This is a genomic window from Enterobacter cloacae complex sp. ECL414, assembly GCF_021869685.1.
In the GTDB taxonomy this organism is placed as follows: Bacteria; Pseudomonadota; Gammaproteobacteria; order Enterobacterales; family Enterobacteriaceae; genus Enterobacter; species Enterobacter kobei.
On sequence record NZ_CP091481.1, the window covers coordinates 3795593 to 3817880 of the forward strand.

Here is a 22288-nt window from a genome sequence, read left to right on the forward strand (position 1 = left end):
ACGGGGAGCGGGAGAACTACATTCCCTGCCCCACTTTCAGCACCGCCGCGATATTTCTGGCGGTCATCTGTACATTCGCGCTGGCATTTTCCAGCGCATCTTCCAGCGAGCAGATGGTGTAAATCACGCTAAACACCGCATCAATGCCGTGATCGTGAACCACGCCAACATCCGCCGTCAGACTGCCCGCAATCCCGATAACGGGTTTGTTAAAGCGTTTCGCGACCTTCGCTACCCCCACCGGGACTTTGCCGTGGATCGTCTGGCTGTCGATGCGGCCTTCGCCGGTGATAACCAAATCTGCATCGGCCACCTGGTCGGCCAGGTGCAGCGCATCGGTTACAATCTCAATGCCCTGGCGCAACTGTGCGCCGCAAAAAGCGTACAGCGCCGCGCCCATGCCCCCCGCCGCACCACCGCCAGCAAGGTTTAGCACATTCATATCCAGATCCCGGGCAATAATCCGCGCATAATGAGCAAGCGCATTGTCCAGGGTAATGATCATCTCAGGCGTGGCCCCCTTTTGCGGGCCAAATACGGCTGACGCGCCATCCTTTCCAACCAGAGGATTGGTCACGTCGCAGGCGACCTCAATCCGGCACTCGGCCAGACGCGTGTCCAGGCCGCTCAGGTCGATACGCGCGAGTTTTCCCAGCTCGCCTCCGCCCTGCCCCAGCGGCTGTTCACTGGCGTCGAGCAGCTTCGCCCCCAGCGCCTGCATCATCCCGGCCCCGCCGTCATTGGTGGCGCTGCCGCCGATACCGATGATGATATGCTTAACGCCCGCATCCAGCGCGTGACGGATAAGTTCACCAGTGCCCCAGGAGGTCGTTTTCAGGGGATCGCGCTGCGAAGGCGCAACCAGTTCCAGACCGCTTGCCGCCGCCATTTCAATAAAGGCGCTCTGTTCGTCACCCGAAATCCCGTAAAATCCTTCCACCCGCTCGCCGAGGGGACCGGTCACCGGGACATGTACCCTTCGCCCCTGCGTTGCCGCGATCATCGCCTCAACGGTGCCTTCTCCTCCATCCGCGACCGGCAGTTTGACGTAAACCGCCTCGGGAAAGATCTCGCGAAAACCGCGCTCTATCGCTGTCGCAACCTCAAGCGCACTCAAACTTTCCTTATACGAGTCCGGTGCGATAACAATTTTCATAAGCCATCCTTACGCATAGTCGTTACGTTAAGCATACACCACGTAAAGAACCGCCAATGGGAGCGGTCCCAGTGCGTTTATCGTACCATGCACGGACGTTTATTGTCGAATGTCCAGTCGGGGATCAGATACTGCATCGCCATCGCGTCGTCCCGCGCGCCCAGACCGTGTTTCTGATAAAGCTCGTGCGCTTTCATCACCTGGTCCATATCGAGCTCAATGCCCAATCCCGGCGTTGAAGGCACCTGCACCATGCCACCTTTTATCTCAAACGGCGCTTTGGTCAGACGCTGATTCCCCTCCTGCCAGATCCAGTGGGTATCGATAGCGGTAATGGTGCCCGGTGCGGCGGCGGCAACGTGGGTGAACATTGCCAGCGACACGTCGAAGTGGTTATTAGAATGCGATCCCCAGGTCAGGCCAAACTCATGGCACATCTGCGCCACGCGGACCGAGCCCTGCATCGTCCAGAAGTGCGGGTCAGCCAGCGGAATATCGACGGATTGTAATGACAGGGTATGCCCCATCTGACGCCAGTCGGTGGCAATCATATTGGTCGCGGTCGGCAGCCCCGTGGCGCGACGGAATTCCGCCATCACTTCGCGGCCCGAGAAACCTTGCTCGGCCCCGCAGGGATCCTCGGCATACGCCAGCACACCTTTGAGCTGTTTACCTATTTTGATCGCTTCATCAAGCGACCATGCACCGTTTGGATCAAGCGTCACGCGCGCCTGTGGGAAACGTTTTGCCAGCGCGGAAATGGCCTCTGCCTCTTCTTCACCCGCCAGCACGCCGCCTTTCAGTTTGAAATCATTGAAGCCATATTTTTCGTATGCCGCTTCCGCCAGCCTCACCACCGCATCCGGGGTCATCGCCTCTTCATGGCGCAGCCGGTACCAGTCGCATGCTTCCTTCGTCTGGCTTTGGTACGGCAGCGGCGTCAGTGTGCGATTGCCGACAAAGAACAGATAGCCAAGCATTTCTACTTCTGAACGCTGCTGCCCCTCCCCCAGCAGCGAGGCGACGTTAACGCCCAGGTGCTGGCCCAGCAAATCCAGCATTGCGGCTTCAATCCCGGTCACCACGTGGATGGTGGTTCGCAGATCGAAGGTTTGCAGCCCCCTGCCACCCGCATCGCGGTCGGCAAAGGTGTTGCGCACGGTGTTGAGGACATTTTTGTACTCACCCAGCGTTTTGTCCACCACCAGCGGAATGGCATCCTCCAGCGTTTTACGGATATTCTCCCCGCCCGGAATTTCACCCACACCGGTATGGCCGGCATTGTCTTTGATAATGACAATATTGCGGGTAAAGAACGGTGCATGTGCCCCGCTCAGGTTCATCAGCATGCTGTCATGACCCGCGACCGGAATGATTTGCATGGAAGTGACGACAGGGGTCGTAAAAGTACTCATCGTGTAATCCTTTTATCAGTGACGTCCAAAAACAGGGCGCTTACGGTCAAATGTCCAGCCGGGAATAAGGTATTGCATCGGGCCTGCGTCATTACGCGCACCGCCCGGTAGCTTTTTATACGCCTCATGGGCTTTGTGGACACGGTCCCAGTCAAGTTCCACGCCCAGGCCCGGCGAATCGGGAACGGCAATCTTGCCATTTTTGATTTCCAGCGGATTTTTCGTCAGGCGGGCTTCGCCTTCCTGCCAAATCCAGTGGGTGTCGATAGCGGTCGGATTTCCCGGTGCCGCGGCGCCAACGTGGGTGAACATCGCCAGCGAAATGTCGAAGTGATTGTTGGAGTGGCAGCCCCAGGTCAGTCCCCAGTCATCGCACAGCTGCGCCACACGCACCGCGCCGGAGAGCGTCCAGAAGTGCGGGTCCGCCAGCGGAATATCGACAGCGTTCAGCATCACCGCATGCCCCATTTCGCGCCAGTTAGTGGCAATCATATTGGTGGCGACCGGTAAGCCGGTGGCACGGCGGAATTCGGCCATGACTTCACGGCCAGAGAAGCCCTGCTCCGCGCCACACGGGTCTTCTGCGTAGGTCAGCACGTCTCCCAGACCTTTGCACAGGCTGATGGCTTCCTCCAGCAGCCAGGCGCCGTTAGGGTCAACGGTGATACGCGCCTCCGGGAAACGTTTTTTCAACGCCCGGGCGGTTTCAATCTCCTGCTCACCGGGCAGCACGCCACCCTTGAGCTTGAAATCTTTGAAGCCGTAGCGATCCTGAGCCGCCTCGGCCAGGCGGACCACCGCGTCGCGGGTAAGGGCTTGCTGGTGGCGCAGCTGATACCAGTCGTGGTTACCCGGTGATTGCGCCAGATAGGGGAGATCGGTTTTCGTGCGATCACCCACGTAGAACAGATAGCCCAGCACGGTGACCGCATCACGCTGTTTGCCCGGCCCCAGCAGCTCGCAGACCGGGACATTCAGCGCCTTACCCAGTAAATCAAGCAGGGCGGCCTCCAGCGCGGCCACCGCGTTGACGCGCAGCTCAAACGTCCAGGCTCCTTTACCGAAGGTATCAAAATCTGCCGACTGGTTGCCCTTATGCACCCGTTGAACCACCTTGTTCAGGCGGGCAACCTCCTGGCCCACCACCTGCGGAATTGCATCGACCAGGGTCTGGTAGATCACCTCCCCACCAGGTGCCTCACCCACGCCAGTATTTCCTGCGCTATCAGTCAACACCACGATATTGCGGGTAAACCACGCATTGTGCGCGCCGCCAATATTGAGCAGCATGCTGTCCTGCCCGGCCACGGGAATAACGTTCATTTCAGTCACGATGGGGCTTGATTGCGTTGTCATCAGCCACGCTCCACTACGGGTTTGAGTTCAATACGTTTGATATCCCCCACCAGCACCAGGTAACTCAGGACTGCCACCAGCGCATGCACGCCGACGTAGATCAGTGCACCGTTGAATGACCCCGTCGTACCAACGATGTAGCCAATCGCGATTGGCGTAACAATCCCGGAAATGTTGCCGAACATGTTGAAAAGACCGCCGCTCAGGCCGCTGATCTCTTTTGGCGCGGTATCCGCCATCACCGCCCAGCCCAGCGCGCCAATGCCTTTGCCGAAGAAGGCCATCGCCATAAAGCCGATAACCATCCACTCGGCGCTGACGTAGTTGCAGAACACCATAGTCATGGAGAGCAGCATGCCGAGCACAATCGGCGTTTTACGCGCGATGTTCAGCGATCCGGTGCGGCGCATCAGCCAGTCGGATATCACCCCGCCGAGCACGCCACCGATAAAGCCGCAGATCGCCGGGATCGAAGCAACAAATCCCGCTTTCAGGATCGACATCCCTCGCGCCTGCACCAGGTACACCGGGAACCAGGTAATGAAAAAGTAGGTTAGAGCGTTGATACAGTACTGGCCCAGATAGATGCCGATCATCATCCGCGTACCGACAAGCTGTTTGATCTGCGCCCATTTCTGGCTGAACGGGACTTTTACTTTCCCGGACTTCTGATCCATGTTGATCAGCGCACCACCTTCCGCAATGTACTCCAGCTCTTTCTTGTTTACGCCCGGATGCTGATTCGGTTCGTGGATCACTTTCAGCCAGACGAAGCTAATGATGATCCCTAGCCCGCCCATAAAGAAGAAGACGTGCGACCAGCCCACTTCGTGCGTCAGCCAGCCCATAATGGGTGCGAAGATCACCGTGGCGAAATATTGGGCGGAGTTAAAAATCGCCACCGCCGTTCCCCTCTCCTGCGCCGGGAACCAGGCCGCGACAATACGACTGTTGCCCGGGAAGGAAGGCGCTTCTGCCAGACCTACGAGGAAGCGCAGCGTAAAGAGCGCGACGATAATGCCAAAACCGTTGAAAACATCGACAAAGCCCTGCAAAAGGGTAAATGCAGACCAGATAAAGATGGACCAGAAATAGACACGTTTAGAGCCAAAACGGTCCAGAAGCCAGCCGCCTGGAATTTGCCCGATGACGTAGGCCCATGAGAATGCGGAGAAAACGTAACCCATGCCCACCGGATCAAGGCCGATATCTTTTGCCATTTCAGAGCCGGCAATCGACAGCGTGGCGCGGTCACCATAGTTAAAGGATGTGACGATAAACAGCATCACCACTATCCAGTAGCGGGCATTCGTGCGCTTCTCAGCGCTGCTCGCTGCGTGGCTTAATGTACTCATTGTTGCACTCCTGAAACATAGCTTTCGCCTGGTTCATTCTGTACAGCACCGGTAGGGTAATCAGAATGAGATGTGTTTTGTCGTTTTGGTACGGCCTGAAGCCGTTTTATAAGTGACCGGAAAAGTATATGAAGGAGTAACACGTTCTCTCACCGTGCAAAAACACAGTATTAAAGGGTGTGCGAGCGGTTGTTTATGGCATAAGCCCAGGCAAGTGGAAGGTGGTTCACGGAATTGAGGTTTGGTGCGGGGTGTATTGCCGGGTGGCGGCTTCGCCTGACCCGGCCTGGAAAACTATTTCAGGAGCGTAGCCCACTGCTCGACCCACGGGTTCGATTCGCTTTCCGGTTCAGGATGCTCACCGGCATCAATCAGCAGCATCTCGCCGACGCGCTGGGCGCTCTGTTCCTGCAGGAGCGCATCAAACTGCTTGCCGCCGCCGCAGAAGTTTGCGTAAGAGCTATCGCCCAGGGCAATGATGCCGTAGTGAACGTCCGGCTGATAGCCAAGCTGGTCTTTAATGCCCTGGAAAAGTGGCACGATGCTGTCCGGCAGATCGCCCTGCCCGGTAGTGGACGTCACCACCAGAATGTATTTATCTTTGTACTTTTCCCAGTCTGCCAGTTCCGGGTCTTCATAGACCGTGGCTTTATGGCCCTGGCTTGCCAGAATCGCCTCAGCCTCTTCCGCTACCAGCAGTGAGTTGCCGTACATAGTGCCGACAAAAATGCCTACTTCAGCCATGATATTTTTCCCTATGAATGCGTTTACTGTTCATCCTGAACGTTGACAGATACAAACTCAACCCTTTCATTTTCGGGGAGTTGCCCCAGCCAGCCAAACTGTGACAGCGCCTGCATCCAGACATCGTCCAGCCCTGCACGGATATTCAGCGGTTCGCCGGTAAACGGGTGGGTCAGGCTAAGCTCGCTGGCGTGTAACATCAGTCGGTTACAGCCAAAATGCTCGGCCGCGCTGCGATTCTGGCGCAGATCGCCGTGCTTGCTGTCGCCAATAATCGGGTGGCGCAGGTGCGCAAGATGGCGTCGCAGCTGGTGTTTACGCCCGGTTTTGGGCAAAAGCTCAACCAGGCTGTAGCGCGTAGTGGGGAATTTGCTGGTTGCCACCGGCATTTCCGTGGTCGCCATGCCGCGATAATCCGTCACGGCAGGCTGCGGGCCTTTGTCATCGCGGGCAAATTTATCGGCGATTTTATCCAGCTCCTCTACCAGCGGATAGTCGAGCGTGGCGGCGTCCGTCAGCCAGCCGCGCACGATCGCGTGGTAGCGTTTCTGGATCTGGTGCTGTTCGAACTGCTGAGACAGCAGACGTCCCGCCTCGCTGGAAAGCCCCATCAGCAGCACGCCGGAGGTCGGTCTGTCGAGACGATGGGCGGTAAAAACATGCTGACCAATCTGGTCGCGTACGGTCTGCATCACGACCACTTTCTCGTCGCGATCCAGCCAGCTGCGGTGCACCAGCCAGCCAGACGGTTTATTCACCGCCACCAGCCACTCGTCCTGATAGAGGATCTCAAGCGTCATGCATCTTCACCGGCAAACAGGGCATCCAGTTTTTCCAGCTCAACCAGCATGACCGAGCGCGCAGGGTGCGTCGCCTCAAGGGCCATTTCATAATAGGGAGACACCGCAAACGCCTGCGGCAGCGGATGACCGCCTTCCAGCAGCGCGTGCATGCGCGGAATTAACACCCACTGGAGCCACTCGAACGGGGCCAGGGTATCCAGACAAAATGGCTGGGTGCTGGCGAACGCTTCCGGCTGCGGCGCGGTCTCTTGCCACAGCTGATGTTGGCGCAAAAGGGCTTCGATGGCGTGCAACTGAGCACGAATGCTATCGTGTTGCGTCATGGTAACCTCAACTGAAAAAGTGAACGGCGCGCAGCATAGCATTGCGGGAGGCAGAAATAAAAAAAGGGAGCACTGTAAAAACAGTGCTCCCGGTTCGTTCCGCAGCATTCCAGCTACAATTCGTGCTCCCTGCTCATCCGTGACAACTTTTCCTGATGCCCGAAGGGCTGGTCATCCGTCTACCTTTCGCATCCTTCACACATCTTCCTGACGTGCTTGTTTCATCCTGAAACGTCCTGGCCTTCCTGACCCACCGACCGTCCTGTTCGGCTCTCGTTCTCCTTCCTGGAGGTGTCCCTTACGCGTCCTGCGTTATCCCTTTGCTTCATCCTGAAGCCTTCCTGCAGCGTCATCCTGACGTGTCCTGAGTAAGAAACGCCATCATCCTGATGTTCGTTTCTCGTGTCGGCGTCCTGTCGACAGAGATAGAATCCGCTATTCCGCTTCGTCTTACAACCCACCAGGGGAGCGTTGTAAGACGTAAGAAAGCCCTATAAAAGCTGCGATAAACAGCTAATCCATTGAAAAACAGCGTGATATTAATCTTAATTAAATGAGGTAATACTGAATGTTCCAGCGATCTCTCACAAACCTTGTAAGAGATCTCTCACACGCGCTGTAGCATTATGGATTACAGAAGAGGCTCAAGTCGGGTAAGGAAATCCGCAAGTGAAGGGGCGAGGGTCTCGCGATTGCGGGTGCCGATGGTCTCTTTAATCACTTCGCCAGACAGGTTACAGACGGAAATCACATCCAGGTCACTGTCGAGCGTAGCAATAAAGAGCGTCGGAGAAAGCTTAAGGCGTTTTTGCGTGACCAGATGACCAATCAGGTTTTCCTGAACACGCTGCAGATCGTCTTCGCTCCAGGTCTGCAACAGCGTCAGCGTCAAATCACCCAAGCGAGCGGGCATATCCCCTGCAAATTGCGTGACGTAAAACGCGTGAACCGCTGGTTGTACCACAATGTCCATAGCCCGTTCAACCGCATTTACATTTTGCCCGGCGGTACTCGGCTTCGGCTGCCAGATAACATAATCATCCTGAGAAGAGATAATGCACGGTGACGGTACGCCATATAATTCAGCACTTTGCGGCCACGTTCCATGCTTTTCATGCCACGCATCGCAATAGCGGGTCGTGAAGGTAGTAAGGGCATTTGCAGTTTCGATGTCCACCGATTTCTCTCTTCTTGTAAGACAGGATAAACTCAGCCCATAAGTGTACCTGTAAAGTGGCTATGAAACATGTCTTACGAAAATCATCAGGCGTTAACCGGCTTAACGCTGGGTAAATCGACCAATTACCGCGATACCTACGATGCAAGCCTGCTGCAGGGTGTGCCGCGCAGCCTGAACCGCGATCCTCTGGGATTGCACGCTGACGCGCTGCCGTTCGTGGGCGGCGATATCTGGACGCTGTATGAAATCTCCTGGCTCAACGCGCGCGGCCTGCCGCAGGTGGCGGTCGGACACGTTGAGCTGGATTACGCCAGCCAGAATCTGGTGGAATCCAAGAGCTTTAAGCTCTATCTCAACAGTTTCAACCAGACCAAATTTAATCACTGGGATGAGGTTCAGCAGACGCTGGAACGCGATTTAACCGCCTGTGCTCAGGGTCAGGTCAGCGTTTCGCTATATCGCCTGCACGAACTGGAAGGGCAGCCGATCGCCCACTTCAACGGAACCTGCATTGACGATCAGGATATCGAGGTGGAGAATTATGAATTCAGCGCCGATTACCTCGAAAACGCGGCGAGCGGCAAGGTGGTTGAAGAGACGCTGGTCAGCCATCTGCTGAAGTCCAACTGTCTGATTACCCACCAGCCGGACTGGGGTTCGGTACAGATCCAGTATCGCGGCCCGAAAATCGATCGCGAAAAGCTGCTGCGCTATCTGGTGTCGTTCCGCCATCACAACGAATTCCACGAGCAGTGCGTGGAGCGTATTTTTAGTGATATCCAGCGTTTCTGCCAGCCAGAGAAGTTGAGCGTTTACGCGCGCTATACCCGACGTGGTGGGCTGGACATTAACCCGTGGCGCACCAACACTGATTTTGTGCCAGCGACGGGTCGCCTGGTACGTCAATAATATAAATTTTTTCACAATATGCGGGCGGTATTCCGCCCGAAGTGTTGTGAAACCTCACACGCCAGGGCTATTGTAATCAAAGGGAATGACGATAATCGTCCCATAAGGAGCTCACTTGATTACACATATTAGCCCGCTTGGCTCAATGGATATGTTGTCGCAGCTGGAAGTGGACATGCTTAAACGCACGGCCAGCAGCGATTTGTATCAATTGTTTCGTAACTGTTCACTTGCCGTACTGAACTCCGGAAGCCTGACAGATAACAGTAAAGAACTGCTGTCCCGCTTCGAAAGCTTTGATATCAACGTGCTGCGCCGCGAGCGCGGCGTGAAACTGGAAGTGATCAACCCGCCAGAAGAGGCTTTTGTTGACGGGCGTATCATTCGTTCCCTTCAGGCCAACCTGTTTGCCGTATTGCGTGACATCCTGTTTGTTAACGGGCAGATCCACAACGCAGGCCGTTTCCAGCATCTCGATCTGGAAAGCTCGGTCCATATTACCAACCTGGTATTCTCTATTCTGCGCAACGCACGTGCCCTGCACGTTGGCGAAGCCCCGAACATGGTGGTCTGCTGGGGCGGTCACTCGATTAACGAAACCGAATATCTCTATGCCCGCCGGGTAGGAACGCAGCTTGGCCTGCGTGAGCTGAATATCTGTACCGGCTGTGGTCCTGGGGCAATGGAAGCGCCAATGAAAGGTGCCGCGGTGGGTCATGCGCAGCAGCGTTACAAAGAGGGTCGGTTTATCGGCATGACCGAGCCGTCAATCATTGCCGCTGAGCCGCCTAACCCACTGGTGAACGAGCTGATTATCATGCCGGATATCGAGAAACGCCTGGAGGCGTTTGTCCGTATCGCGCACGGTATTATCATCTTCCCGGGCGGCGTGGGCACGGCGGAAGAGCTGCTCTATCTGCTGGGTATTCTGATGAACCCGGCCAACAAAGATCAGGTTCTGCCGCTGATCCTGACCGGGCCAAAAGAGAGCGCAGACTACTTCCGCGTGCTGGACGAGTTTATCGTGCATACGCTGGGAGAAACCGCGCGTCGTCACTACCGCATCATCATCGATGACGCGGCGGAAGTGGCGCGTCAGATGAAAAAAGCGATGCCGCTGGTGAAAGAGAATCGTCGTGATACCGGCGATGCTTACAGCTTCAACTGGTCAATTCGTATTGCGCCCGATCTACAGATCCCGTTTGAGCCTACCCATGAAAATATGGCGAACCTCAAACTCTACCCGGACCAGCCGGTGGAAGTGCTGGCTGCCGATCTGCGTCGCGCCTTCTCCGGGATTGTCGCGGGGAACGTGAAAGAGATGGGCATTCGCGCGATTGAGCAGTATGGTCCGTACAAGATCCACGGTGACCGGGAGATGATGCGTCGCATGGATGACATGCTTCAGGGCTTTGTGGCCCAGCACCGTATGAAGTTGCCGGGCTCAGCCTATATTCCGTGCTACGAAATCTGCACGTAACGGTTGGTCTGTTGTCGTTAAAGCCGGGACGCCCTGCTGTGCGTCCCGGCTTTTTTATTACCGAATCAATTCATAGATATCACTTATGTCTTTAACAAACTCGCCGCAAACGCAAACGATTACCTCGCATTAGCAACCGCAAATTATCAGCCTTAATCTAAATTACCCGCCAGAAAATCCTAAAAAGCCATTTCTTTACAGCAAAAGACACCTATCTCGCGGGCCGCCCTTTTAGCTTACATGTCGTTGGTGATAGCCTGCGCGCGCGTAAATTCTCTTTGATGTTTTTTTAACAGATAAATGGTCTAAAGATGCCCACTTCATAAGTGGATTATTGCATTTGGGATCAGGATCACTGATAGATTCATAACGAGAATGTATCTTTCCGCCCGCCAATAGTTACGGGCGAAAATTATTAAAAAACCGTCACTGAACGAATTTCATATTACCGTCAGGCACTTTTTCATCGGATTTGACTAGAAACCTGACAATTTGCTTCCTCCAGGAGATATAGATGGAAACCACTCAAACCAGCACCGTTGCTTCGATTGAATCCCGAAGTGGTTGGCGCAAAACGGATACCATGTGGATGCTTGGCCTTTACGGTACAGCAATCGGCGCTGGTGTACTGTTTCTTCCTATCAACGCAGGCGTCGGCGGTCTGATTCCGCTGATCATCATGGCCATCATCGCCTTCCCGATGACCTACTTCGCACACCGCGGTCTGACTCGCTTCGTGCTGTCCGGTAAAAACCCGGGCGAAGACATCACCGAAGTTGTTGAAGAACACTTCGGCGTGGGTGCAGGTAAACTGATTACCCTGCTCTACTTCTTCGCGATTTATCCCATCCTGCTGGTTTACAGCGTGGCCATCACCAACACCGTTGAAAGCTTCATGTTGCACCAGCTGCACATGACGCCACCACCGCGTGCCATCCTGTCTCTGATCCTGATTGTCGGCATGATGACCATCGTGCGCTTCGGTGAGCAGATGATTGTGAAAGCCATGAGCGTGCTGGTATTCCCGTTTGTCGCTGCACTGATGCTGCTGGCCTGCTACCTGATCCCACAGTGGAACGGTGCCGCACTGGAAACGCTGTCCCTGAGCAGCGCGTCTGCAACCGGTAACGGCCTGCTGATGACCCTGTGGCTGGCAATCCCGGTCATGGTCTTCTCCTTCAACCACTCCCCGATCATCTCCTCTTTCGCGGTGGCGAAACGTGAAGAGTACGGTAATGGCGCTGAGAAGAAGTGCTCCAGCATCTTGGCTCGCGCTCACATCATGATGGTGCTGACCGTGATGTTCTTCGTCTTCAGCTGCGTACTGAGCCTCTCCCCGGCAGACCTGGCGGCAGCGAAAGATCAGAACATCTCTATTCTGTCTTACCTGGCGAACCACTTTAACGCACCGCTGATTGCGTGGATGGCACCGATCATCGCGATGATCGCCATCACCAAATCCTTCCTGGGCCACTACCTGGGCGCACGCGAAGGCTTCAACGGTATGGTGATTAAATCTCTGCGTGGTAAAGGCAAGAGCATTGAAATCAGCAAGCTGAATAAAATCACTGCGCTGTTCATGCTGCTCACCACCTGGGCGGTAGCGACCCTGAACCCAAGCATCCTGGGTATGATTGAAACGCTGGGTGGCCCGGTCATCGCGATGATTCTGTTCCTGATGCCGATGTATGCGATTCAGAAAGTGCCAGCCATGCGTAAGTACAGCGGCCATGTGAGTAATGTCTTCGTGGTTATCATGGGTCTTATCGCTATCTCTGCGATCTTCTACTCCCTGTACACCATGTTCTGATTGTCACCCGCGCCGTCTTCGGACGGCGCACTCCTCCCTCTCTGACTGAAAGCAATGGACGCATCATGATTAGCGTATTCGATATCTTCAAAATCGGTATTGGTCCTTCCAGCTCTCACACCGTCGGACCAATGAAAGCCGGTAAGCAGTTCACGGACGACTTGATTGCACGCGGCATCTTGCACGACGTTACCCGCGTGGTTGTCGATGTTTACGGTTCCCTTTCTCTGACCGGGAAAGGCCACCATACCGATATCGCCATTATCATGGGCCTGGCGGGGAACCTGCCGGATACCGTTGATATTGATGCGATCCCTGGCTTCATCCAGGATGTGAACACCCACGGTCGTTTGCTGCTGGCGAACGGTGAGCATGAGGTTGAATTCCCGGTTGACCATTGCATGAATTTCCATGCGGACAACCTGTCGCTGCACGAAAACGGCATGCGCATTACCGCGTTAGCCGGCGACAAAGCGGTTTACAGCCAGACGTATTACTCTATCGGCGGCGGTTTTATCGTCGACGAAGACCACTTTGGTCAAACCAGTACCTCTTCTGTTGAAGTGCCGTATCCGTACAAAACGGCGGCGGATCTTCAACGTCACTGCCAGGAGACGGGGCTTTCCCTCTCTGGTCTGATGATGAAAAACGAGCTGGCCCTTCATAGCAAAGAGGAACTTGAACAGCACTTCACCAGCGTCTGGGAAGTGATGCGCGGCGGTATTGAGCGCGGGATCACTACCGAAGGCGTTCTGCCTGGCAAGCTTCGCGTACCGCGTCGTGCGGCGGCGCTGCGCCGTATGCTGGTGAGCACCGACAAAACGACTACCGACCCCATGGCCGTCGTGGACTGGATTAACATGTTTGCCCTGGCGGTGAATGAAGAGAACGCCGCAGGGGGCCGCGTGGTCACCGCGCCGACCAACGGCGCATGCGGTATCGTTCCGGCCGTGCTGGCGTACTACGACAAGTTTATCCGTGAGGTCAACGCCAACTCTCTGGCGCGCTACCTGCTGGTCGCCAGCGCGATTGGTTCTCTGTATAAGATGAACGCGTCGATTTCCGGTGCGGAAGTGGGCTGCCAGGGTGAAGTCGGCGTGGCCTGCTCCATGGCAGCGGCGGGTCTGGCTGAACTGTTGGGCGCGAGCCCGGCTCAGGTGTGCATTGCGGCGGAAATCGGCATGGAGCATAACCTGGGTCTGACCTGTGACCCGGTTGCCGGGCAGGTACAGGTACCGTGCATCGAGCGTAACGCGATCGCCTCCGTGAAGGCGGTGAACGCGGCACGTATGGCCCTGCGCCGCACCAGCGAACCGCGCGTCTGTCTCGATAAAGTTATCGAAACCATGTACGAAACCGGCAAAGATATGAACGCCAAATACCGCGAAACCTCTCGCGGCGGCCTGGCGATGAAGATCGTGACCTGCGATTAAGCCTCTCAGGAAGCCTCGTTTTGCGAGGCTTCTTCATGTTTTCCCTCACGCTATTCGTTTCAACCCGCTGACAGTGATACCCTTTACCCATTAGCTTTAAGGGAGATTATCTGTGGCTGTTCATTTACTTATCGTCGACGCGCTCAACCTGATTCGCCGTATCCATGCGGTACAGGGCACGCCCTGTAAGGACACTTGCCTGCACGCGCTGGAGCAGCTTATTCGCCATAGCGAACCTACCCATGCAGTAGCGGTGTTTGATGACGAAGCGCGGAACAGCGGCTGGCGACACCAGCGTCTCCCTGACTACAAGGCCGGACGCGCGCCGATGCCGGACGACCTGCATGCCGAAATGCCCGTTATTCGCGCGGCCTTTGAACAACGCGGCGTTCCCTGCTGGGGCGCACACGGCAACGAAGCTGACGATCTGGCCGCGACGCTTGCGGTCAAGGTAGCGAGTGCCGGACATCAGGCCACTATCGTTTCAACGGATAAAGGCTACTGCCAGCTTCTCTCTCCCACCATCCGCATCCGCGATTACTTCCAGAAACGCTGGCTGGACGCGCCATTTATTGCCAGCGAGTTTGGCGTCTCACCAGATCAACTGCCTGACTACTGGGGACTGGCGGGGATTAGCAGCTCGAAGGTACCGGGGGTCGCGGGTATCGGGCCGAAGAGCGCCGCCCAGCTGCTGACAGATTTTCAGAGTCTGGAGGGGATATACGCCAGGCTGGATGACGTGCCGGAAAAATGGCGCAAAAAGCTGGAGGCGCACAAAGAGATGGCGTTTATATGTCGGGATGTGGCGACGTTACAGACGGATTTACAGCTGGACGGGAATTTGCAGCAGTTGCGGTTAGAGCGTTAAACGGTTCACGGTTTTGTTGGCCCGGCAAGCACAGCGCCACCGGGCAAAACAAAGCGCGCGCTATCGCTCGTCGCGACGCCCGCCTACGGCCGCCCACCAGCGACGAATATGTACCGTCACCTCTTCGCGATCGTGATACAGCTGACGCGCCTGGATCTCCACGTTAATACCGTGCTCATCCAGTTGCGCCTGGATGTAGGCCAGGTTCTGAGAGACCTCCTCGTAGCGCTTTTTCATCGGCAGCTTGAGGTTGAAAATGGTCTCGCGGCACCAGCCGTTCACCAGCCAGGAGGCCATCAGCGCGGCCACTTTTGCTGGCTTCTCAACCATGTCGCACACCATCCAGGAGATGTTGTTACGGGTCGGACGATAGCGGAAACCGTCTTCACGCAGCCAGGTTACCTGCCCGGTGTCCATCAGGCTTTGCGCCATTGGGCCGTTATCAACAGACGATACCCACATATTGCGTTTCACCAGCTGATAGGTCCAGCCGCCCGGGCACGCGCCAAGATCGACGGCATACATACCGTTAGCCAGACGCTCGTCCAACTCATCGGCCGGGATAAAGACGTGGAAGGCCTCTTCCAGCTTCAGGGTTGAGCGGCTCGGTGCATCCGACGGGAACTTCAGACGCGGGATCCCCATATAGAATGGCGAATTATTGTTGGTATACGAATAGCCGGCATAACAGCAGCCCGGAGCGATAAAGAAGATGTGTACTACCGGACGCTTCGGCGTTTCGTAGTTCGTCAGCACGCCCGCATCACGCAGCGCCGCGCGCAGCGGCACGGTAAATTTGCGGCAGAACTTCATCAGCTCTTTACTTTCGTTAGTATCCGCCACTTCCACGCGCAGATCGCCGCCCTTCTCCACTACGCCCTGCAGCATGCCGACAATTGGCGTGATGCGGTCTTCCGGGGGAAGGTCTTTCAACAGCTCACCCGCCACAAACATCTGACGAGCGAAGATCAACGAGCTAAACGGCAGTTCGCGCGCCAGCTTATCCGCATCTTCGGGCTGATAGCATTCAAAGACCACATAGCCCGCATTCTCTTTCACGCGGGCAAAGCCGAAGACGTCGCGCTTCGCCGCTTTATCGGTAATTTCCGCGGCGCACTCTTTCTCAAACCCCGGGCGACAATATAAAACAACTTTATTCATGAACAACGCCCTTGCGTTTCAGACGGATAGCTCCGATAAACATTAATACCCACCCCACCAGGAAGCTGACGCCGCCGACGGGTGTAACAAACGCCCACAGGCGCAGATGTGAAAGTGCCAGACAGTAGAGGCTGCCGCTGAACAGCACAGTACCCAGCGCCAGAAAAACGCTGCTCCAGTAAAACCAGATGCTGATCCGACGCTGCATCGCCACCGCCAGTCCGAAAATAGCCAGCGTATGGAACGCCTGGTATTCAAGGCCGGTCTGGATCCAGCCCATCTCGACAGCACCCAACGACTTGCTCAATACATGTGCGCCAAAGGCGCCCAGTGCAACAAAAATAAAGCCACTCACCGCGGCAAAAATAAGCATGAATCGGCTGGTCATGTTTAAGTCCTGAATTAATGCGTGCCCGGCACACAAACGTTATTGTTCATACCTGAAGCGGAATTTCTCTTGCTCGCTTGCCGCCTTTGCCAGTATCCACTGCCGGAAGGCGGCTATTTTACCCAGTTCTGCCTGACTGTCATGACAAACCAGATAAAATGCATTTTTGCTGACCAGTACGTCATTAAATGGGCAAACCAGACGGCCTGCCTCAATTTCGGACTGCGCCATCACGTTGTTAGCCAACGCCACGCCCTGCCCGTGAATGGCAGCCTGTAGCACCATCGCACTGTGGCTAAAAATGGGCCCCTGCTGCACGTTTATATGACTTAGACCTAATTGACGGGTATACGTTTGCCAGTCGCGGCGAGAGGCATCATGTAAAAGCGTATGCTGCGCCAGGTCAGCGGGGGTCTTCAGCGCTTTATCGCCCGTTAACAGCAGAGGCGAGCAGACCGGCAGCAGATATTCTGCGTATAATTTCTCGACACGCAAGCCCGGCCAGTTACCTCGACCGTAAAAAATGGCGACATCCACATCATCGGCCAGCTTGTCTTCCTGACGATCCACCGCCTGGATTCGAACGTCGATCCCCGGATAAGCTGAGTTAAAGCTTGAGAGTCTTGGCACCAGCCACTGAATGGCAAAACTGGGCAATAAACTGACAGTCAGGGCACCTTTTGCACTGCGGGCCTGCAGCTTGCGCGTGGCTTCCGTGAGCTGGGAAAAAATCTCTTTAATATCCTGAAAATAGCTCTGCCCCTCTTCAGTCAACAGCAATGAACGATTGCGTCGACGAAATAGCTTAAGGCCCAGGAAATCCTCCAGAGACTTGATTTGGTGACTTACTGCGGCCTGTGTCACAAAAAGCTCATCTGCCGCACGGGTGAAGCTGAGGTGACGTGCTGCTGCATCAAAAACGCGTAATGCATTAAGGGGTGGCAATCGCTTTGACATGGTTATCTGGCTTAGATGTTAACTGAATTTAACAAATAGGAAACAACGTTTAACCTATTAGTTTTTTTTATCTGAGCCATTATAATTTGTCCGTTGAGGAACTACCAGCAAATACCTATAGTGGCGGCACTTCCTGAGCCGGAACGAAGAGCTTTTTTCGGAATGCGTGTTCTGAAGGGCTTTTGGCTTACGGTTGTGATGTTGTGTTGTTGTGTTTGCAATTGGTCTGCGATTCAGACCACGGTAGCAACGCTACCAATTTTTCACTTCCTGTACATTTACCCTGTCTGTCCATAGTGATTAATGTAGCACCGCCAACTTGCGGTGCTTTTTTTTCGCCTGCGATCGGTTAATGCTCGATCTCTTTCATCTCTTTCACGTCCGTGCGGTTGATCTGCTGCTTGTTCCCGTTCGCATCTTTATACGAAATCATCCCGGTATCGTTATCGGTTGTCGGTTTCCCTTCCGAAACGATGGAACGACCATCGTTGGTATGCATCACGTAGTTGTTACCAGAACAGGCGCTCAGGGCAAAAGTAAACGCACAGGCAGAAATGATTGCAGCTGTCTTATTCATGATTATTCTCCTTTAGCAATTAATGCTATTCAAACCTCGATTTATAACAGGCTAAAACATCCGCCTAACACTATTTAGCATAACCTGCTTTTACGAGGTCGCCAGGATAAGCAGACGAATCTGATAGATATCAACCTCCTTGCCCTGCCGCTGAAATTGCGCGACGATCGCGTTATTGATATGAGGAGTCCCATGAACGCTTTCAGTCCTGCGCAGTTTCGCGCACAGTTCCCGGCGCTGGCCGATGCCGGTGTTTACCTTGATAGCGCCGCCACCGCTTTGAAGCCCCAGGCGGTGATTGACGCGACGCAGCAGTTCTACAGCCTGAGCGCCGGGAACGTGCATCGCAGTCAGTTTGCCGAAGCGCAGCGCTTAACCGCGCGCTACGAAGCCGCACGCGATCAGGTTGCACGCCTGATCAATGCTGAAAGCGGAAAAAGTATCGTCTGGACGCGCGGCACGACCGAAGCCATTAACATGGTGGCTCAGTGCTATGCCCGCCCACGGCTGCAGGCAGGAGATGAAATCATCGTCAGCGAGGCGGAACACCACGCTAACCTGGTGCCGTGGCTGATGGTGGCCGAGCAAACGGGGGCGCAGATTGTCAAACTTCCGTTGGGTGCAGACTTCCTGCCTGATGTGGCACGTTTGCCCGAGCTGATTACCCCACGCAGCCGCATCCTGGCGTTGGGGCAGATGTCCAACGTCACCGGTGGCTGCCCGGATCTGGCCCGCGCTATTGAGATTGCCCATGCCAGCGGTATGGTGGTGATGGTCGACGGGGCGCAGGGGGTAGTGCATTTCCCGGCTGATGTGCAGGCGCTTGATATCGACTTCTATGCCTTCTCCGGACATAAGCTCTACGGGCCAACCGGCATTGGCGCACTCTACGGCAAGCCGGAACGGCTGGCGCAAATGACGCCGTGGCTCGGGGGCGGCAAAATGATTACCGAGGTGACATTCGACGGCTTCAAAACGCAGGATGTACCTTATCGTCTGGAAGCCGGTACGCCAAACGTGGCGGGCGTGATTGGCTTAAGCGCTGCGCTGGAGTGGCTGACTGAAACAGACATTGTTCAGGCGGAGAGCTGGAGCCGCGGCCTTGCGACGCTGGCAGAAGAAGAACTTAAAAAACGCCCCGGTTTCCGCTCGTTCCGCGTACAAGACTCGAGCCTGCTCGCCTTTGATTTCGCAGGCGTTCATCATAGCGACATGGTGACGCTGCTGGCCGGGTACGGCATTGCCCTGCGGGCAGGACAGCACTGCGCCCAGCCGCTTCTGGCAGCGCTCGGCGTGAGCGGCACCCTGCGCGCCTCGTTTGCGCCGTATAATACTCAAAGCGATGTCGAGGCACTGATTAGCGCCGTTGACCGCGCCCTTGAAATACTGGTGGATTAATGACTCAAGCAGCGTTAGCCGGACATCCGTTCGGCACGGTCATCACAGAAGAGACCTTAAAACAGACCTTCGCTCCCCTCACGCAGTGGGAGGACAAATATCGTCAGCTGATCCTGCTGGGCAAGCAGCTCCCCACGCTTTCAGACGATCTTAAAGCGCAGGCGAAAGAGATCGCTGGCTGCGAGAACCGCGTCTGGCTCGGGTTTAGCGTATCCGGGGAGAAGCTTCACTTCTTCGGCGACAGCGAAGGCCGTATCGTGCGCGGACTGCTGGCGGTTCTGTTAACCGCAGTGGAAGGGAAAAGCGCGGCAGAATTGTTAGCACATTCGCCGCTAATGTTCTTCGATGAGCTCGGGCTGCGCGCGCAGCTCAGCGCCTCACGCGGTCAGGGTCTGATCGCGCTCAGCGACGCGGTACTGGACGCAGCACGTCAGGCTCAGGCCTGACGTTCCGCCTTCGCCATCATCTTTTTCAGGGCGTGAGAAACCGCCACAAAGCCAAAGGAAGCGGTTACCATGGTGGCCGCCCCAAACCCTGAGGCGCAATCCATACGTTTGGGTCCTTCCGCCGTACTTTTCATTGCGCAGACCGACCCGTCCGCCTGGGGATAGACCAGCGCTTCGGTCGAGAACACGCAGTCAACGCCCAGCTTGCCTTTGCTGTTCTTCACCACGTTAAAGTCGCTTTTCAGGCGTTCACGCAGCTTTGCCGCCAGCGGATCCTGAATGGTTTTCGCCAGGTCGGCGACCTGGATTTGCGTCGGATCGATTTGCCCGCCCGCGCCGCCCGTCGTGACCAGTGGCACCTTGTAGCGACGGCAGTAGGCGATCAGCGCCGCTTTGGGACGCACGCTGTCGATAGCGTCAATCACATAGCTATAGCCTTTGCTCATGTACTCCGCGACGTTATCTGCCGTGACAAAGTCGTCGATCACCGTCACGCGACATTCCGGGTTAATGAGACGAATGCGTTCCGCCATCACTTCAGACTTCGCCAGGCCGACGTTATCACGAAGGGCATGGATTTGACGGTTGGTATTGGTGACGCAAACGTCATCCATATCAATCAGCGTGATTGCGCCAATACCGGTTCTCGCCAGCGCCTCTGCCGCCCACGACCCCACACCACCAATGCCCACGACGCAGACATGCGCATCCGCAAACAGCTGCAGGGCTTTTTCACCATAGAGACGTGCCGTGCCGCCAAAACGCTGACGCCAGGCATCGCTGATTACCACAGACATAAAACCTCAGATGTAAAAAGGGTGAGGTTCTTCCTCACCCTGAACAAGTAATCCGTATTGCGCTCAGAATACCACAATCAACCGCTGAATACGTTTCCGGTACCCGGTGCGGCCTTCAGCACCCACACGCGTCCGTAGTGGTTATACCAGCCCGCACGGTGGCCAGCATCCGGACCAATGCCCTGATAAATATCGAAGTGCTGGCCTTTAATCGCCCCGCCCACATCCAGCGCCACCATCAGACGCAGCTCATACTGACCGTTGAATTTACCCTTGTTGTCCAGCAGCGGGACTTCCGCCAGCAGCGTAGTACCCGCAGGAATAATAGAACGATCCGATGCCACCGACGCGCGGCCAATCAGCGGAACTGCACTCGCCCCCTTCACCGGCGCGAAGTTTTGCGGTTTAAAGAAGACGAACGACGGGTTCTGCTCCAGCAGTTCACGCACCTCGGCTTCACTGTGCTTTTCGCCCCACTCGCGGATCGCCTGCATCGACATATCTTCCTTCTTCACTTCACCGCGGTCGATCAGCACCTTACCAATACTGCGATAGGCGTGGCCGTTTTTACCGGAATAGCTGAAGAAGTTAAGCGGCGAACCGTCGCCAAAATCGATGTAGCCACTGCCCTGAACGTCCATGATGAAGTTATCCATCAGGGAGTTGCTGTAAGCCAGAACGTAGTTTTCGCTCAGCGCACCCGCGTAGATCTCTGCACGAGAAGGCAGACGACCGCGTTTTGGCGGCATACGGTAGATAGGATACTGGAACTCACCCTGGCGCGTGTGTCGCGCCTGAATCACGGGCGTGTAATACCCTGTGAACTGGACGTTGCCGTAGTTATCCGCCCCTTCCATCTGCCAGGCGTCAATACCAAACTGGCGCATGTTACGTGTATCACCGCCTGCTTTCAGCCAGTCCTGGACCGCGTTGTACACGCTACTCTGAGTGCCATACAGACGCGGCGACGCATTGCGGATCTGGTAAACCTGCTCGGAGAAATCGCCGGCGTTGATCGGAGCACCGACAGCATCAGGCTGATTAACTAAAGAGAAAGGCTGGGATAACTTCCCGTCTTTATACTGTTGACCGCGATCGGTCGGTTTGGAAGAGCAGGCCGCAAGAATCGCTACCATTGCGCCTGCCATCAGATACTTCGCCCAACGTCCTTTCATTATATCTCGTCTTTAAGTTGCCCATTTCCGCGTGATGAAGATAACAAACCGCCAGGGCTAATGAAATGCGTTCGCATGCCCTTTGGCAAATTTTGCGCAAAAAATAGTCCATACAGCGCCATGTCGTTCAATTTGCATACAAAATCATGATTTATGTAAAAAAGGGGTTGCATCACAAACCTATCCGAGTATAGTGCGCATCCACGGACGCGGGGTGGAGCAGCCTGGTAGCTCGTCGGGCTCATAACCCGAAGGTCGTCGGTTCAAATCCGGCCCCCGCAACCAATTAAAATTTGATGAAGTATCTTCTACGACAGTAGAAAGACGGACGCGGGGTGGAGCAGCCTGGTAGCTCGTCGGGCTCATAACCCGAAGGTCGTCGGTTCAAATCCGGCCCCCGCAACCAATCAAATTTGAAGAAGTAAGTTTCTACAAGAGTAGAAAGACGGACGCGGGGTGGAGCAGCCTGGTAGCTCGTCGGGCTCATAACCCGAAGGTCGTCGGTTCAAATCCGGCCCCCGCAACCAACACTTCTAAAAACAATAAACACCCTGAAG

The 22288-nt window shown here is 55.5% G+C and carries 21 protein-coding genes and 3 tRNA genes; 10 read left to right on the forward strand and 14 right to left on the reverse strand.

All coding sequences use genetic code 11. From position 1 onward, the window contains the following. Positions 1-16: 16 nt before the first annotated feature. The 8 genes from L3068_RS18260 to syd all read right to left on the reverse strand — a co-directional run bounded on the left by L3068_RS18260 (position 17) and on the right by syd (position 8329). Positions 17-1156 carry a glycerate kinase gene (locus L3068_RS18260; RefSeq protein ID WP_117581004.1) on the reverse strand — a complete coding sequence of 380 codons (1140 nt, stop codon included), beginning with the start codon at positions 1154-1156 and terminating at the stop codon, positions 17-19. A 77-nt stretch (positions 1157-1233) separates the two neighbouring features. After that, complete coding sequence (gudD, locus tag L3068_RS18265; RefSeq protein ID WP_117581006.1) at positions 1234-2571, reverse strand: glucarate dehydratase; 1338 nt, start codon at positions 2569-2571, stop codon at positions 1234-1236. Positions 2572-2586: 15 nt separating this feature from the next. Then, positions 2587-3927, reverse strand: coding sequence for an enolase C-terminal domain-like protein (locus L3068_RS18270; RefSeq protein WP_047343431.1), 1341 nt, complete (start codon positions 3925-3927; stop codon positions 2587-2589). Continuing rightward, positions 3927-5282, reverse strand: coding sequence for an MFS transporter (locus L3068_RS18275; protein ID WP_014885054.1), 1356 nt, complete (start codon positions 5280-5282; stop codon positions 3927-3929). Before L3068_RS18275 ends, L3068_RS18270 begins: the two co-directional genes overlap by 1 nt. 294 nt (positions 5283-5576) lie before the next feature. Continuing rightward, positions 5577-6026, reverse strand: a complete 450-nt coding sequence (locus L3068_RS18280; RefSeq protein ID WP_023337703.1) for a flavodoxin — start codon at positions 6024-6026, stop codon at positions 5577-5579. Positions 6027-6049: 23 nt separating this feature from the next. After that, positions 6050-6826 carry a tRNA pseudouridine(65) synthase TruC gene (truC, locus tag L3068_RS18285; protein ID WP_014885056.1) on the reverse strand — a complete coding sequence of 259 codons (777 nt, stop codon included), beginning with the start codon at positions 6824-6826 and terminating at the stop codon, positions 6050-6052. Next, the gene (locus L3068_RS18290; RefSeq protein WP_023331206.1) at positions 6823-7152 is read right to left on the reverse strand and encodes a YqcC family protein; all 330 of its coding nucleotides are present in this window, start codon (positions 7150-7152) and stop codon (positions 6823-6825) included. Before L3068_RS18290 ends, truC begins: the two co-directional genes overlap by 4 nt. 631 nt (positions 7153-7783) lie before the next feature. Continuing rightward, positions 7784-8329: a SecY-interacting protein gene (gene syd / locus L3068_RS18295; protein WP_047343432.1), complete on the reverse strand. Its 546-nt coding sequence runs from the start codon at positions 8327-8329 to the stop codon at positions 7784-7786. Positions 8330-8398: 69 nt separating this feature from the next. Between syd and queF the strand changes: the two genes are divergently transcribed. The 5 genes from queF to xni all read left to right on the forward strand — a co-directional run bounded on the left by queF (position 8399) and on the right by xni (position 14832). Continuing rightward, complete coding sequence (gene queF / locus L3068_RS18300; protein ID WP_117581008.1) at positions 8399-9241, forward strand: NADPH-dependent 7-cyano-7-deazaguanine reductase QueF; 843 nt, start codon at positions 8399-8401, stop codon at positions 9239-9241. A gap of 115 nt (positions 9242-9356) precedes the next feature. Continuing rightward, positions 9357-10721: a nucleotide 5'-monophosphate nucleosidase PpnN gene (gene ppnN / locus L3068_RS18305; protein WP_014885060.1), complete on the forward strand. Its 1365-nt coding sequence runs from the start codon at positions 9357-9359 to the stop codon at positions 10719-10721. Positions 10722-11235: 514 nt separating this feature from the next. Further along, the gene (locus L3068_RS18310; RefSeq protein WP_014885061.1) at positions 11236-12531 is read left to right on the forward strand and encodes an HAAAP family serine/threonine permease; all 1296 of its coding nucleotides are present in this window, start codon (positions 11236-11238) and stop codon (positions 12529-12531) included. Between the two features lie 65 nt (positions 12532-12596). Then, complete coding sequence (sdaB, locus tag L3068_RS18315; RefSeq protein ID WP_014885062.1) at positions 12597-13964, forward strand: L-serine ammonia-lyase II; 1368 nt, start codon at positions 12597-12599, stop codon at positions 13962-13964. Positions 13965-14076: 112 nt separating this feature from the next. Continuing rightward, a complete protein-coding gene (gene xni, locus L3068_RS18320) occupies positions 14077-14832 on the forward strand; it encodes a flap endonuclease Xni (protein WP_023337708.1) in 756 nt (251 codons plus the stop codon). A gap of 60 nt (positions 14833-14892) precedes the next feature. Here the strand turns inward: xni and rlmM are convergent, their stop codons facing one another. From rlmM to L3068_RS18340, 4 genes are all read right to left on the reverse strand, one after another. Continuing rightward, positions 14893-15993 carry a 23S rRNA (cytidine(2498)-2'-O)-methyltransferase RlmM gene (gene rlmM / locus L3068_RS18325; protein WP_214602815.1) on the reverse strand — a complete coding sequence of 367 codons (1101 nt, stop codon included), beginning with the start codon at positions 15991-15993 and terminating at the stop codon, positions 14893-14895. Then, positions 15986-16381, reverse strand: a complete 396-nt coding sequence (locus tag L3068_RS18330; RefSeq protein WP_014885065.1) for a DUF423 domain-containing protein — start codon at positions 16379-16381, stop codon at positions 15986-15988. Before L3068_RS18330 ends, rlmM begins: the two co-directional genes overlap by 8 nt. A 39-nt stretch (positions 16382-16420) precedes the next feature. After that, positions 16421-17338: a glycine cleavage system transcriptional regulator GcvA gene (gcvA, locus tag L3068_RS18335; RefSeq protein WP_014885066.1), complete on the reverse strand. Its 918-nt coding sequence runs from the start codon at positions 17336-17338 to the stop codon at positions 16421-16423. Positions 17339-17687: 349 nt separating this feature from the next. Continuing rightward, complete coding sequence (locus L3068_RS18340) at positions 17688-17915, reverse strand: YgdI/YgdR family lipoprotein (RefSeq protein ID WP_008499648.1); 228 nt, start codon at positions 17913-17915, stop codon at positions 17688-17690. Positions 17916-18107: 192 nt separating this feature from the next. On the opposite strand from L3068_RS18340, the gene csdA reads away from it, so the two are divergent. Together csdA and csdE are read left to right on the forward strand one after the other, a co-directional pair. Further along, positions 18108-19313, forward strand: a complete 1206-nt coding sequence (csdA, locus tag L3068_RS18345) for a cysteine desulfurase CsdA (protein ID WP_045134125.1) — start codon at positions 18108-18110, stop codon at positions 19311-19313. Further along, complete coding sequence (gene csdE, locus L3068_RS18350) at positions 19313-19759, forward strand: cysteine desulfurase sulfur acceptor subunit CsdE (RefSeq protein ID WP_014885068.1); 447 nt, start codon at positions 19313-19315, stop codon at positions 19757-19759. The genes csdA and csdE overlap by 1 nt, the downstream gene beginning before the upstream one ends. Here the strand turns inward: csdE and tcdA are convergent. Beyond that, on the reverse strand, positions 19750-20556 hold the full coding sequence (tcdA, locus tag L3068_RS18355) for a tRNA cyclic N6-threonylcarbamoyladenosine(37) synthase TcdA (protein ID WP_006811804.1): 807 nt from the start codon (positions 20554-20556) through the stop codon (positions 19750-19752). The two genes, csdE and tcdA, sit on opposite strands and share 10 nt — an antisense overlap. 77 nt (positions 20557-20633) lie before the next feature. Continuing rightward, on the reverse strand, positions 20634-21731 hold the full coding sequence (gene mltA / locus L3068_RS18360) for a murein transglycosylase A (RefSeq protein WP_045269137.1): 1098 nt from the start codon (positions 21729-21731) through the stop codon (positions 20634-20636). 208 nt (positions 21732-21939) lie between these two features. Between mltA and L3068_RS18365 the strand changes: the two genes are divergently transcribed. The 3 genes from L3068_RS18365 to L3068_RS18375 all read left to right on the forward strand — a co-directional run bounded on the left by L3068_RS18365 (position 21940) and on the right by L3068_RS18375 (position 22258). Continuing rightward, positions 21940-22016, forward strand: a tRNA-Met gene (locus L3068_RS18365). A gap of 44 nt (positions 22017-22060) precedes the next feature. After that, positions 22061-22137: transfer RNA gene (locus L3068_RS18370), tRNA-Met, on the forward strand. A gap of 44 nt (positions 22138-22181) precedes the next feature. After that, positions 22182-22258 (forward strand) — tRNA-Met (locus L3068_RS18375). Positions 22259-22288 lie beyond the last annotated feature (30 nt).